General features: G+C 60.1%; 12 protein-coding genes and 2 tRNA genes. 5 read left to right on the plus strand and 9 right to left on the minus strand.

Features of this window, described 5'->3' with window-relative positions:
- The first annotated feature begins 72 nt into the window (after positions 1–72).
- The 4 genes from FSY45_RS14495 to murI all read left to right on the plus strand — a co-directional run bounded on the left by FSY45_RS14495 (position 73) and on the right by murI (position 2,790).
- On the plus strand, positions 73–537 hold the full coding sequence (locus FSY45_RS14495) for a GNAT family N-acetyltransferase (protein ID WP_046461379.1): 465 nt from the start codon (positions 73–75) through the stop codon (positions 535–537).
- Positions 538–586: 49 nt separating this feature from the next.
- Complete coding sequence (locus tag FSY45_RS14500) at positions 587–1,171, plus strand: hypothetical protein (protein WP_046461378.1); 585 nt, start codon at positions 587–589, stop codon at positions 1,169–1,171.
- 40 nt (positions 1,172–1,211) lie between these two features.
- Positions 1,212–1,808 carry a hypothetical protein gene (locus FSY45_RS14505; RefSeq protein ID WP_223305666.1) on the plus strand — a complete coding sequence of 199 codons (597 nt, stop codon included), beginning with the start codon at positions 1,212–1,214 and terminating at the stop codon, positions 1,806–1,808.
- 85 nt (positions 1,809–1,893) lie between these two features.
- Positions 1,894–2,790 carry a glutamate racemase gene (murI, locus tag FSY45_RS14510; RefSeq protein ID WP_012837546.1) on the plus strand — a complete coding sequence of 299 codons (897 nt, stop codon included), beginning with the start codon at positions 1,894–1,896 and terminating at the stop codon, positions 2,788–2,790.
- A gap of 9 nt (positions 2,791–2,799) precedes the next feature.
- On the opposite strand, the gene FSY45_RS14515 is transcribed toward murI, so the two are convergent.
- The 9 genes from FSY45_RS14515 to FSY45_RS14555 all read right to left on the minus strand — a co-directional run bounded on the left by FSY45_RS14515 (position 2,800) and on the right by FSY45_RS14555 (position 12,261).
- Positions 2,800–3,417: a M48 family metallopeptidase gene (locus tag FSY45_RS14515; protein ID WP_003061019.1), complete on the minus strand. Its 618-nt coding sequence runs from the start codon at positions 3,415–3,417 to the stop codon at positions 2,800–2,802.
- A gap of 74 nt (positions 3,418–3,491) precedes the next feature.
- On the minus strand, positions 3,492–4,121 hold the full coding sequence (locus tag FSY45_RS14520) for a DUF6806 family protein (RefSeq protein ID WP_003061017.1): 630 nt from the start codon (positions 4,119–4,121) through the stop codon (positions 3,492–3,494).
- 226 nt (positions 4,122–4,347) lie between these two features.
- A tRNA-Leu gene (locus FSY45_RS14525) sits at positions 4,348–4,436 on the minus strand.
- 99 nt (positions 4,437–4,535) lie between these two features.
- Positions 4,536–4,611, minus strand: a tRNA-Gly gene (locus FSY45_RS14530).
- A 99-nt stretch (positions 4,612–4,710) separates the two neighbouring features.
- Positions 4,711–6,333: a FadD3 family acyl-CoA ligase gene (locus tag FSY45_RS14535; protein WP_046461377.1), complete on the minus strand. Its 1,623-nt coding sequence runs from the start codon at positions 6,331–6,333 to the stop codon at positions 4,711–4,713.
- A gap of 3 nt (positions 6,334–6,336) precedes the next feature.
- A complete protein-coding gene (locus FSY45_RS14540; RefSeq protein WP_046461376.1) occupies positions 6,337–7,404 on the minus strand; it encodes a ferredoxin--NADP reductase in 1,068 nt (355 codons plus the stop codon).
- A gap of 82 nt (positions 7,405–7,486) precedes the next feature.
- Positions 7,487–9,223 carry an FAD-binding protein gene (locus FSY45_RS14545; RefSeq protein WP_003071332.1) on the minus strand — a complete coding sequence of 579 codons (1,737 nt, stop codon included), beginning with the start codon at positions 9,221–9,223 and terminating at the stop codon, positions 7,487–7,489.
- A gap of 15 nt (positions 9,224–9,238) precedes the next feature.
- Positions 9,239–10,969, minus strand: a complete 1,731-nt coding sequence (locus FSY45_RS14550) for an FAD-dependent oxidoreductase (protein ID WP_003071335.1) — start codon at positions 10,967–10,969, stop codon at positions 9,239–9,241.
- A 104-nt stretch (positions 10,970–11,073) separates the two neighbouring features.
- Positions 11,074–12,261 carry an acyl-CoA dehydrogenase family protein gene (locus tag FSY45_RS14555; RefSeq protein ID WP_046461375.1) on the minus strand — a complete coding sequence of 396 codons (1,188 nt, stop codon included), beginning with the start codon at positions 12,259–12,261 and terminating at the stop codon, positions 11,074–11,076.
- Positions 12,262–12,549: 288 nt separating this feature from the next.
- Between FSY45_RS14555 and FSY45_RS14560 the strand changes: the two genes are divergently transcribed.
- Complete coding sequence (locus tag FSY45_RS14560; protein ID WP_003071341.1) at positions 12,550–13,527, plus strand: flavin reductase; 978 nt, start codon at positions 12,550–12,552, stop codon at positions 13,525–13,527.
- Positions 13,528–13,581: the final 54 nt, after the last annotated feature.

Genomic DNA, 13,581 nt, shown 5'->3' on the forward strand with positions numbered 1-13,581 from the left:
TGCGCGCTGCACCGATGTCATACCTCTGCTGCTGCAAAACATTTTTGCCAAACTCAATCAATCTGCCAACCCATGCATGTACGCAGCTATCGTCCCGGAGATGAAATCGCGCTATGGCAGGTGTTTCACGGTGCTGTTCATCAGCTGGCAGTGAATCACTACAGCCAGGCGCAGCTTGACGCCTGGGCGCCCCAACATCCCGACTGGATGGAGTGGCGCCAGCGCATCCAGGCACTCAAGCCTTTTGTCGCCGTCTGCGCCAATGACTTACCCATGGGTTATGCCGATCTGCAGACCAATGGCTATATCGACCACTTTTTTGTAGCTCCGCAATACGCGCGCCAAGGCGTGGGCCGATTGCTGCTTGCACATATCGAACTAGCAGCACGGCAAAACGGCCTGCCTGAGCTGACCGCCGATGTCAGTCTCAATGCCCAGGCTTTCTTCGCACATTTCGGCTTTGAGCTACAGCGCCGTCAAACCCCTGTCGTACGTGGCATTGCCCTGAGCAACGCGCGTATGCGAAAAACTCTTTGAGCCTGGCTCAGATCAAACTACCGACAGCACCCCAACAGATGCAACAAGCATGAACTGGCTCTGGAAACCTGAAACCTCCAATCCACAGAAATGGCTGATCGTCGCTTTCATGGCGGTGATGATGGGCGCACTCGCCCCCATTTTCTGGCGCAGCTTCATACCCGATGCGCATTGGCAACTGATCGCGCTGTATCTGGCGCTGGCATTTACCGCAGCAGCCGGCATCTGGTTGCGACGACTCCATAGGCTGGGACTTTGGCAACCCGCAGGCCCCTGGCTCAGCTACGGCCCCATCAAGCGCTGGCTGATGGCCTTGCTATGCACCGCTTTCATGGCTTTCATGCTCTGGCTCAACCTGGCAGCCACCCTGCCCATGGCCTACACGGCGATCCTGGGAAGCAATATCAGCATGCAGACCATGGCCGAAAAAAAACGGGGCTCGGGCCGCCACGCCTGCCGCCATCAGCTCAAGCTACCCGAAGTTGACTACCTGTTTTTCGAATTCTGCATTGATGAAGATGGCTACGACAGCCTGCCATCTGCCCCATTGCCCGCTTCGCTGTCCATGCGCAAAAGCTACTTTGGCAGGCTTGTGGACAGCATTCGTCTGGCGGCCTCACAGCAAAAAAGATGAGCACTGACCGCTGTGCCACAATAGAAAAACATCTTATTTAATGCTGAAACCATCAGTAAATAAGCGCTTTCAGCTCCTTTTTTCTTCTCAAGCCGCCATGCAAATTCTTCTGCCACCACTGATGCTGATTTCCGGAATGGGCTTTGCACTCAGTGCAATCACACATTTGGCAGCATTTGCAGGGCAGATCGATGTACTTGAAACACACTTACCTCAAGATGTCCTGGAGACATTCACAAGCGCCATGACCATCGGGATTTTTGCCGTCTGGATGCCTGCGGCACTGATTGCTCAGCGCATCAACAACGGCAATCGCCTGCAGTTTTCCTGGAAGAAGGTGCTCGCAGGCTGCCCCTCCTGGATGCGCAACACTGCCTATGCGGTCTTCATTTACGCTTTTGCCAACTTTTTTCTCGGCATTGCGGGAGGCATGGCCGAGCAGCAGCACGGCTTGCGCGTGTTCTCGGGCCACTGGATGATCTTCTACGGCATGGCGTTTTGCATCTTCTTCTCGAGCTGGAACCTGCCTGCCATGCTCAAGATCCGCCACTGCCCGGCCGGGCATAAAGTCGGTCATGGTGATAATTTCTGCCCGGTCTGCGGCTTGCCTGCAGACCAGGACAGCCCGAATCCCTGATAAACCATAGCCCTGGAGGCGCCGCCGGCACCCAAAGCGGCGCATACTGACGGCCGCACCATCGCCTCCACCTACCTCTTGCACCATGCCCACTCCTCACTCCCCCATCGGTATTTTTGATAGCGGTGTGGGCGGCCTCAGCGTGCTGCAGGCACTGCGCCATGAGCTGCCGCACGAGCAGTTTGTCTATCTGGCCGACAGCGGCAATGCACCCTATGGCGATGCACGCGGCGATGCGTTTGTGCAGGAGCGCAGCCTAGCCATTGCGAAATACCTGCTGGAGCAGCACGACATCAAGATTCTCGTGATTGCCTGCAATACTGCCACCGCTGCGGCCGTGGAACTGTTGCGCGAACGCCTGCCGCAACTGCCCGTCATTGGCGTGGAACCGGCTATCAAACCTGCCTCTTTTTCCAGCCAGACCCATCATGTGGGAGTGATGGCCACCCGGGGCACCATCTCCAGCCAGCGTGTGGCACGCCTGGTGTCGGAGCATGGGCAACGCGCCGAGTTTCACCTCCAAGCCTGCGACGGCCTGGCCAGGGCGATCGAGCAAAGCACGGAGCAGGCATTGCCCGAGGATGCAAGCGCCACGGAAATCAGAGCGCTGTGCGCAAAGTACACAAGCGCTTTAGGGAGTTTCGGCCTTAAGACAGGACAGATGGATACGCTGGTGCTGGGCTGCACCCACTATGTGTTCGTCAAGGATGATTTGCGTGCCCTGCTGGGGCCCGATATTCAGCTCCTGGACACGGGTGCCCCCGTGGCACGCCAGACCCGGCGCATGCTGGAGCAGCGCAATCTGCTGGGAGCCGAGACCGATGGATCGCTGCAGCTGGCCCAGGCCGATCAGATTCAGCTCATGACGACCGGCCGCCTGACGGCCATGCAAGCCGCAGCCCAGCGTTGGCTGGAGCTACCCGAAGGCTGCAGCCTGGCCGTCAACGTGTGCTCGCCCAGCGCAGTGCCCACCCCCGCCTGATCTGCGCCATCAGCTCCAGAGCAGCTCGCCGCCCTGATCCAGATAACTGAGATAAAAACGCACATCGAACTCCAACTGATGGTAATCAGGCTCCATATGCGTGCATAACTGATAAAAAGCCTTGTCGTGATCCATGATGCGGATATGCGCGAGCTCATGCACGCAAATCATGCGCAAAAAGGCATCTGGCGCCTGCTTGAACATGGCCGCCACATGAATCTCGTGCCGAGCATTGAGCCTGCCGCCATGCGCAATCGCACGCCGCGTATGCAGACCCAGGGCATTGCGCACCACATGAATCTTGCTGTCGTAGGCCACCTTGTGCAACTGCCCTGCATTGCGCAGATATTGCGCCTTGAGCGCATCGACATAGTCATAGAGCGCCCCGTCCGTGCGAACCGCGTGGGCCTGCGGATATTTGCGCAGCAGCCAGTCAGCGGCCCTGCCCGCGAGCAGCCAGTCGCGCACCTGATTCTGCAGCGATGGCGCGTAGCCCGAGAGATAGGGCAATGCCAGAGGCATGGATGCATTCACCCCTTCTTCGCCCATGCTGGCGCGCGCAGCCCTGTCCTTGCGCAACTGCTGGGTCACGGCTCCTGAATACTTGGGTGTAGGAATGGGCTTCATGACAAAAGACAAGCCCTCTGCCACAGTCTCGGGACTGCAGCACAGAGGGCTTTGACAGCAGATGATCGAAGGAATCAATGCAGATGGCGCGGGCGGCGATTGCCGCCATGACCGGAGGCCGAGCCCCCCGATCCACCACGCGGCGGCTTGCCCAGCTCCAGCGAGCTGACCAGGGCTTCGAAGCGCTGCGAGAACAGCTTGTCGATCTCCTGCACCACTCCGCCGAGCTCTGCACCGTCAAAGTGACGCTCCATCATGTTGATGACATCCTGCACCAGCAGATCGCGCTGCACCTGCATGATGGCTGCGGGATTGGGACCGACAAACAGCATCAGGAAGTCATCGCGACTCTGGGCCTCGGCAGGAGCCTCTTCCTCGTCGAACTCGGTGTCATAGAAGGTCACCTCGATGGGCGAGCCCTGCTCGGCCAGCTCGTTCAGGCCCATGCACATATCGTCCAGGGACTGACGAAAATCATCGTCACCACGCACGGTCCAGCACATCTGCAGCAGATGCTCCTTGGCGTCGAACTGAATGCCGGGCTCTTCTTCATAGAGACTTCCCTCGCCGTCGGTCAATGAGCGCGCACCAGCATAGGCCCACAAGGGACGCAATGCATCTTGCAGCTGCTCATACGTAACATCAGCACGGAGCAGAACCTGTCCGTGGACATGAATTTCAAAAGCAGCGTTGTAACTAGACATCTTTTTTCTCTGGGAGTGCAGGCCTCGTCAGCATGACAGAACTGCAAGCCATATTGCATCGAAGCCAGGACTTTTCCAAGCGCCTTGGCCAAGCCTTGACGCCCACAGCCCTACGGCATCGCAGTGAGTGAATTTTCCCACCTTCAGCAAGACTGCGGGCAGCAACGGCTACTCAAGTCACAAATAAAAAAGCCCGCTACACAAGATATAGCAGGCTTTTCAATTCTGGTGCCCCGAACCGGAATCGAACCGGTACGCTTCGTTAAAAGCGGCAGATTTTAAGTCTGCAGTGTCTACCAATTTCACCATCGGGGCCCACTTCACAACCGGCGCAGGGCGCCAGCGAGAAGTATTGCATCAGCCATGCGACCAAAGCAATAAAAAAGGGAAGCTTTTGCTTCCCTTTTCAAAATCTGGAGCGGGAAAACGGGTTCGAACCGTCGACCTATACCTTGGCAAGGTATCGCTCTACCAACTGAGCTATTCCCGCATTTCTGCAAAGCCGTTCGCCTTACAGAGCAGACTTGAATTATAGCCACGATTTTGAGCCGGTTTTCGAAAACCGTATGGCTTTTTCAGATAGCCCTGTTCAGGCAGGCTGAGGTACAGACTCAAGCCTGCCCTTGACGATCTGCAGCAGATCGCGCTTTTGCACCTTGTTGGATGCGTTGACGGGCAGGCCATCGAGCTGGAGGACAAAGCGCGGTACCTTGTAGTTGGCCATATTGGCGCGGCACCAGGCGATGAAGGCCTCCTGGTCCAGTGTCACGCCGTTGCGTGTCACCACGCAGGCACAGCCTACCTCGCCCATGCGCTCGTCGGCCACCCCGACCACGGCAACCTGTGCCACATCGGGGTGGTTGGACAGCATGCGCTCGATTTCTGCTGGGTAGCAGTTGAAGCCGCCCACGATGAACATATCCTTGAGGCGGTCGGTAATACGCAGATAGCCGCGCTCGTCAAGCACTCCCACATCGCCTGTATGCAACCAGCCATCGGCATCAATGGTTTCTGCCGTGGCCTTCTCATCCTCGAAGTAGCCCTGCATGATGTGGTAGCCGCGCAGCAGCACCTCCCCCGCTTCACCTGGGGCAACAGGCTGCCCTTGCTCATCCACACAGCGCACCTCGGTCCCCGGCAGGGCCTTGCCACAGGTATTGGCCACGGTTTCCACATTGTCGGAGGGCTCGCAGAGCGTGGCACAGCCACCGCACTCCGTCAGGCCGTAGGCCGTGGTGACATTCACGATGCCCAGCTCCTCGCGCATGCGCTTGATGAGAATGGGAGGTACCGTGGAAGCACCGGTCACGGAGGACTTCAGCGAACTCAGATCGAAATTCTTGAGCCCCGGATGCGCCAGCATGGACAGAAACAGAGTGGGCGGCCCGGGCAGAAAGCTGATACGGTCGCTCTCGATGCGATGCAAGATCGCTTGCGCATCAAATACCTGCTCGGGATAGACGGTAGAGCCCTGCAGCAAGGCTGCCACCCAGCCGGCCTTGTAGCCAAAGGTGTGAAAGAACGGATTGACGATCAGGTATCGGCTGCCTTCGGTCAAACCCACCACATCCGACCAGGCCTTGAAAGCCAGGATCGTCGGGCGGTGCGCGCACATCACTCCCTTGGGGCGTCCCGTGGTGCCGGAAGTGAACATCAGATCGGCCGTATCGTCAGGCTTGATCCGGGCTTCACGCTGCTGCTGGGCTTCGGCAGTCGTGTCATCGGCCCTGGCCATGAACTGCGCCCAGTTCATATCCGCGCTGGGCAGCACCTTGTCACCGAGTACCACCACCTGCTGCAATGTGACAGGACGCAGGCCGTTCAGCAGATCCGGGTAGTAGTTGTTCAGAAAGTCGCCCACGCACACCAGCACCCTGGCACGGCTGCGCTCGAGAATATCGGCAGCCTCGGCGCCCTTCATGCGGGTGTTCAAGGGCACCAGCACGCCGCCCGCAGCATGCACACCGCAGGCGGCAACGATCCACTCGCTGAGATTCGGTGCCCACAGAGCCACACGATCGCCAGCCTGCACGCCCAGACTCATCAAGGCACGTGCGGCCAGGCGGCTCAGCTGCTGCAGCTGGGCATAGCTGATGGATTTGCCGTTTTCGACAATCGCCGCGCGACCGGCAAAGCGGCTGACCACGTCAGCCAGCATGCCGGGCAAGGTCAGCGAAGACTCGGGCATCGCGTTCTGGTTGGTATTCGACATAAGTTACTCCGGAAATTTGACGCGCAGCTTTTCGCTGGTGGGCACGGATTGACAGGCCAGCGTCCACTTCTTGGACAGATCCTTGGCATCCAGCACTTCGTTGTGTCGCAGATGTACGCTGCCGTCCTGCACCTGGCACATGCAGGATGCGCACATGCCGGCCTGGCAGGAGTAGGGCACATTGATGCCGGCGCGCAGTCCGGCCTCCAGAATGGTCTCCGTGCCACTGCAGTTGAATTCGTATTCCTCGCCGTCCAGACGCAGCTGCACCAGTGCCTGGTCGACAGCAGCCTCCACGGGAGCAGTTGCCTCCTGCATCAGATGCAGAGTCTCCTCGTCAGGCAGAGAGACAAAGCGCTCCACATGTACCTGCTCGGCAGGCATGCCGGCCTCGATCATCGCGGCCTGCGCGGCATCCATGAAGGGGCCCGGCCCGCAGATAAAGGCCTGACCTGCATCGGCCACCCAGGGCGTGGCCCAGGCTGCGAGCTGCTTCTGCGAAGGCGCGCCTTGCACAGAGTCCAGCCAGTGAATGACCTGTAGGCGATCCGGATACTCGGCCGCCAGCTGCTGCAGGTCCTTCTTGAAGATCACCGAGCGCTCATCGCGGTTGGCATAGAACAGCACCACATTGCCCTGATGCTGCTTGAGTACGGTGCGCAAGATGGAGAACACCGGTGTGATTCCGCTGCCACCGGCCAGCAGCAAAAAGTTCTGAGACAGATTCCGGGGCGAGAACAGGCCCGAGGGAGGCATCAGCTCGATGGAGTCACCCACCTGAACCCTGTCGCAAACCCAGTTGGAGCCTCGTCCCTTGTCGACGCGCTTGACAGTCACCCGCAAGGCATCGTCGAGCATCGGGGCACTGGACATGGAGTAGCAGCGAGGCACATAGCGGCCCTCGATAGGCAGTCGCAGAGTCAGAAACTGGCCGGGACGATAGCTGAATTGCTCAGCCAGAGCCTCTGGCACCTCGAACACAATTGACTTGGTATCGTGCGTCTCGTCAATCACCGCGCGCACGCGCAGCGGGTGATACCGCGATGCGGTTGTTGTGGCTTCACTGCTCATTTCTTCTTACCCCTTACTCACTCACTCTTTTGTGCAACCTTGCACTGGCGCCCCGGCACAAGATCGTCCCCAATCCACGGGGTCAGGAACTGACGCTCTCCACAGCGCTTGCCTGCGGACACGCTGCCTGGGCAGCAGGGGGCTCGCCCCCTTCCAGTGCAGCCGCCTTGCCCGCTCGGCGGCCCGAGAACACGCAGTCGGCCAGGGACAAGCCGCTCACATAACGCGAGGAAGCCACACCAATGGCGGTGCGCCCCGCGGCATACAGCCCGGGAATGTCATAGCCGGCACCGTCAATCACTGCACCGTTGTCCTCGTTGACCTTGAGGCCCCCCAGGCTCAGGACGGCCAGCGGGAACATCTTCTGGCTGATGGAGATATCGATGGCAAACAGCGAGCCGCCCTTGAACTCATGGCGCATGTCCTGGGACTTGCCCAACGGGTCTTCGATCTCACCGCGTGCAGCGGCATTGGCGCGATCGAACTGGAGCTGCAGCACTGTTGCATCCATGCGAAGCTTTTTGGCCAGATCGGCGACAGATTTGCCCTTGATCGCGACCTTGTACATCAGCGCCAGCGCGGGCATGGACTGGAAGGCCCACAAACCGCCAAACAGGCACTGCCACGCAGCCTGCCTGCGCAGCTTGCTATCAATGATGAGCCAAGCCTGTCCCCCCTGCTTTTCCATCATCTCGTAGCCGAGCTTGGCACCGTAGACCTGTTCATTGCAGAAGCGCTCGCCTTTGGTGTTGACCACCAGACCCTTGGGCCAGACCGAGGGTGGGGTGATGAAGCGCCAGGCCGAGATATTGTTCAGATCCTGAGCGATCCCTCCCACGGATTGCCCGAGGCGCAGACCAGAGCCATCGCAGCCCGCAGCACCGGTCAGCCAGCCGGGCTTGTAAGCCGGCGCATGCCGTTCCAGCAACTCCGAATTGAAGATATAGCCGCCAGTGGACAGCACCACACCTTTGCGAGCACGGATGTAGCGCTTCTCGCCGATCTCGCTTTCGATCTGCGCAGCTTCACGACGACCCGCCTGGGCACGTGGTGCCTGATACAAACGCCACTTGGCCACCAGCTCATCGAGCTTCTTGTGGCGTTCGGTACGTGGATCGCCTTCGGGCAACACCATCACCTCCACGCCCAATACACGGCCACTGTCCTTTTCGCGCACCAGACGCTGGACGCGGGCCTGCGTCAATGTGCGGGCTCCGTGCGCCAATGTGGATTTTTGCAGCGCGGCAAAGAACGTCGCTCCCGACTGCCCCTTGGCCACCACGCGATGACCGCGCGGAGCAGGCTTCTTGACCAGTTGCGGGTTGCCGTAGGCGGGCACCACCTCGTTGCCCGAGTAGTACAGATACAGGCCATCGGTCGGATAGGAGGTCTTGTACGCAGGCATGGTCGACGCAAAGGTAGCGCCCTGCTTTTCCAGCCAATTCAGGTTGGCCACGCTGTCGCGGCTGAAGCGAGCCAGTGTCTCGTCACTGACCACACCATTGACCTCATGCTTGAGGTAGGCAGTCATGGCTTCGGGTGAGTCCTCGAAGCCCGCCTCCTTCTGGTACCTGGTACCGCCACCGGCATAGACCACACCACCTGACAGCACACTGGCACCGCCGCCGCTGAAGCGGTCTATCACCAGAACTTCGGCCCCCTGCTCGCGCGCCTCAATCGCTGCACTGGCACCTGCGCCTCCCCAGCCGACCACCACCACATCGCTGGCATCGGACCACTGAACCTCATCGGCCGACCGCACATCCAAGACTGCACCCACAGGATTGATGGTGCTGACATGCTTTTTGAAATTGGACATTTCCGCGCCTCCTGATCAAACCGTCTTGCCCAGCAGATGCGGGTTCTCAAGCGGCAAGGGTTTGCCTAGCATGTCGGCCACGGCGCGAAAGGCAAAAGTCATGGCAGGCCCCAGGGTGGAGCCAGCGCCGGCGTAGGCCGGCCCCATGACGGAGGCGGAGTTGTTGCCCACGCAGTACAGCCCCTCGATGATCCTGCCTTGCGTGTCGAGCACACGCCCCTCTCTATCGGTAAGCAGCCCCCCCTTGGTGCCGATCTCGCCGGGCCACAGGCGCATGGCGTAGAACGGACCTTTCTCGATGGGGCCGAGGTTGGGATTCTTGAGACGCGGATCGCCGTAGTAGCGGTCAAACACATTGCCGCCCCGGTCAAAGTCCAGATCCTTGCCAGCTCTGGCGTATTCGGTCATGCGGCGCGCACTGTCCTGCAGGCCAGCGGCGTCCACGCCGATCTGGCGCGCCAGATCCTCCAGCGTCTCGCCCTTCCAGTAGACATTGTTCAGCCAGCTCTTGCGCACCTTGCTGTCCGGCACGGCCGAGCCAGGCATCAGCGGCCCCATGGGGTTTTGCGCGCGGAAGCTGGCGTCGAACACAATCCATGCAGGCACGCCGCCATTGCCCTTGGCATGTTCGGCCAGCATGGCCTGCTGAAACTCCGGATAAGGGCCGGACTCGTTGAGAAAGCGCTGCCCCCTGCTGTTGACCACCATACACCCCGGCAGCGAGCGCTCCACGAAAATGCCGCGAAAGGCCGGCTCCTTGGGAACATCCATGGTGGGCACGCCCCAGGACCAGTCCATCAGCGCCAGCTGCGCGCCCACGGCCTGACCGGCCCGGTGAGCATCGCCGGTATTGCCTCCCACTGGAGTGGCCGTCCACTCTGCCTTGGTGGGCTTGTTCAGATACTGGTCGCGCATCTCCTGATTGCGCTCAAAGCCACCAGCACCCAACAACACGCCACGTCTGGCGTTGATCTGCTGGCGCTGACCATTCCTTTCAACGATGACACCCGTCACACGGCCCGATGCATCCTGCACCAGCTCCCTGAGCGGAGAGTTGCGCCACATCTCGACACCGACCTTGTTGGCAGCAGTCAGCAGGCCTGCCACCAGCGCCTGGCCGCCCGTCATGCGACGATCGCGCCTGGTCTTGTTGCGCCAGGGGTAGTCCAGAAAATACTTGAGCATGATGCCCAGGATGGTGAAGCGCGACTTGAGCTCGCGCGAGAGCATGGAATGCGCCTCGAAGGCACTGATGCTCATGCGGCCGAACAACTGGTTGCCGGGAGGGCCGGGGCGCATGGTTTCCAGCGCCGCCAGACCTAGTCTGGCGGCATTGAAGTCAACCGGATCCATGGTGCGGCCGCCGGGCCTGGAGCCTTCGATATGGGGGTAGTAATCCGCATACTTGGCCATGGCGCGATAAGGGATGCCGATCTGGCGCAGGTACTCGGCCATCTTGCTGGCGGTTTCCACATAGGCCAGCACGCGGTCGTCCGTCGCCATGCCGCGCACACAGCGCTTCATATAGCCAAATGCGGTTTCCAGATCGTCCTTGATGCCAGCGGTCTTCTGATCGTAATTGAGCGGGATCCAGATGCCGCCCCCCGACAGGGCCGAAGTGCCGCCAAACAGCTCTGTCTTCTCCACCACCAGAGTCTTGAGGCCCTGCTCCTGCGCGCGAATGGCGCCCAACATGGCACCTGCCCCCGACCCCACGACGATCAGGTCATATTCTTGTTCTGCCATACCTTGTCTCCGTCAATCTTTTGTTCTATGGATGGACTGTCGCAAATACACGCTGGCGGCAGCCTCCGTTGTGAGAGCGCTGCCGCAGCCTGGCCTGAATTCAATCAGACAAAGGGTTCCTGGTTGGGAATGCCCAGCACATGCGAGCCATAGGCGCGCACATAGGCATCCGTGTTGTTCGCAATGTGGGTACGTCCCTGATGGATGTCGCGGAAGATGCGCTCGATGGGATTGTTCTTGAAAGTACCGCTGGCTGCGCAGGCACGCATCAGCTCATTGGCATGAAAGCCCGTCAGCTTGGGAACGTATGACGCCTGAGCACGCTGCAGCAGACGCTCTTCCAGCGTCAGCTGAATACCAGTCTTGGCCGCATCCACAATGCGTGCGTAATTGCGGAACAGCACCATCTTGAGCTGGTCCAGCGCAATCGTGGCTTCGGTCACGGCCGTCTGGGCGTTCACGTCCTCGGCCATCCTGTTGCCATGCTTTCCAATGTGCGCCGTCGCGCGCTCGGTGAACGACGCGATGGCGCTTTCCAGCGCGCCCAGGCAGGCGGTGGACACCGCACGCTGGAACACATGGGTAAAGGGGATGCGGAACAGCCAGCTGGTGTTTTCGGTGCGGCCGGGGCAGCCCACATCGCTGTGGTCGTTGGTGTACTGGATGCGATGTGCCGGGACAAACGCGTTTTCCACCACGATGTCATGACTGCCTGTGCCGCGCAGGCCCAGCACATCCCAGTTGTCCTCAATGCGGTAGTCCGCCTTGGGCACCAGAAAAGTCACATGCTCCAGGCCAGGCGTGCCATCACGCTTGGGCAGCAGACCGCCTAGAAACAGCCAGTCGCAATGCTTGGAGCCGGTGGAAAAGCTCCAGCGACCGTTGAACCTGAATCCGCCTTCCACGGGCTCGGCCTTGCCAGTAGGCATATAGGTCGAGGCGATGCGCACGCCGTTATCCTTGCCCCACACATCCTGCTGGGCCTGGTCGGGGAAGAGCGCCAGCTGCCAGGGGTGAACGCCGACCACCCCGTAAATCCAGGCCGTGGACATGCAGCCCTTGGCCAGCTCCATCTGCACGCTGTAGAACACACGGGGATCCATTTCATAGCCACCCCAGCGCTTGGGCTGCAGCACACGGAACAGACCCGCCTCAGCCATCTCCTGAACGGTTTCGTCGCTGATCTTTCCTTCGCGATCCGCCTGCTGCGCGCGCGCCGCCAGCTTGGGCGCCAGGGCCTTGGCACGCTCGATCACGGCCAGCGCATCAGGGGTGAGGTAGTTATCTGTCATTGTGTTCATTCAGGTCTCCAGTTGCCGCTCCACCGGACGGCTTGTGGTGTGGTGGGCAAGGCCTTTTCGCCTATGACAGAAATGCTCTCACCATGCAATTTTCCGTTCATCGTCCGATCAGACTAACGATGAAGCAGGCGTTTGCGGACTTCTCCAAAGCCTGATCCCGCACAGCAAAAACACGGAGCCTAGGACAAACACCAAGCCCTGTTTTGCGCTGCTAGTCCATGTGAAGGATTCATAAAAGCCCTGTTCGCAGCACTCTTGCACCAAGGAGACATTCACCCCATGCAAAGCACTGCAGCAACCTTCGACCCCAAAGACTTTCGCCGCGCCCTGGGCATGTTTGGCACCGGGGTCACCATCGTCACCACCCGTGCAGAGAATGGCGAGCCTGTAGGAATCACGGCCAACAGCTTCAACTCGGTTTCGCTGGAGCCCCCCATGGTTTTGTGGAGCCTGGCCAAGAACGCCCGCAGCCTGCCTGTGTTCCAGAACGCCGACACCTGGAATGTGCACATCCTCTCCAACGAGCAAGAGGCCCTGTCGAACCGCTTTGCCCGTGCTGGCGAAGACAAGTTCTCCGGCCTGCCGCTGGACTCCGAGGCGGCCCATGCCCCGCTGCTGCAGGACTGCAGCGCGCGCTTCAGGTGCAAGACGGCATTTCAGTACGACGGCGGCGACCACATCATCTTTGTGGGCGAGGTGACCGACTACGACGCCAACCCACACCCTCCCCTGCTCTACGTGACCGGCGGTTACGCCCTGGCTTCACGCAAGGCCAACGCCGTGGCCAGCGAACCGGCCGCAGACACCAATACCGCCTACTCGGAAAACCTGATCGGATATTTGATGGGCCGCGCGCACTTTCAATTCCTGAGCGGCTTGCGCAAGCCCATGGCGGCTTACGGCATGACCGATGCCGATTTTTACGTGCTCTCGCTGCTGAGCATCCAACAGCCTCAGTCGCCTGCCGAAATTGCGTCTCACATGGCCTACACCGGCACCGACATCGGAGCCGTGGCCCTGCAGTCGCTGATCAGCAAGGGCTGGGTGGAAGAAAGCCGCGAGCGCGCCGAGTCGCTGCAGCTCACGCCCCTGGGCAACGAAGCCATCTTGCGTGTGCTGGCCGCAGCCAAAGCCGTGGAAACCGATTTGATAGCAAGCCTTGGCGAGATGGAAGCAGCCACGCTGCGCAATCTGCTCAAAAAGGCGATTGCCGCCACCGATCCCGGCCTGCCCAAGCTTTGGCAAGCCAGGGCTTGATAAGCCTCGTCATCCAAGATTCCTCACCCGAAGGCAGGAGACAGCCTTCGTCTA

Source organism: Comamonas sp. Z1, from assembly GCF_008121555.1.
Lineage (GTDB): Bacteria > Pseudomonadota > Gammaproteobacteria > Burkholderiales > Burkholderiaceae_C > Comamonas > Comamonas thiooxydans.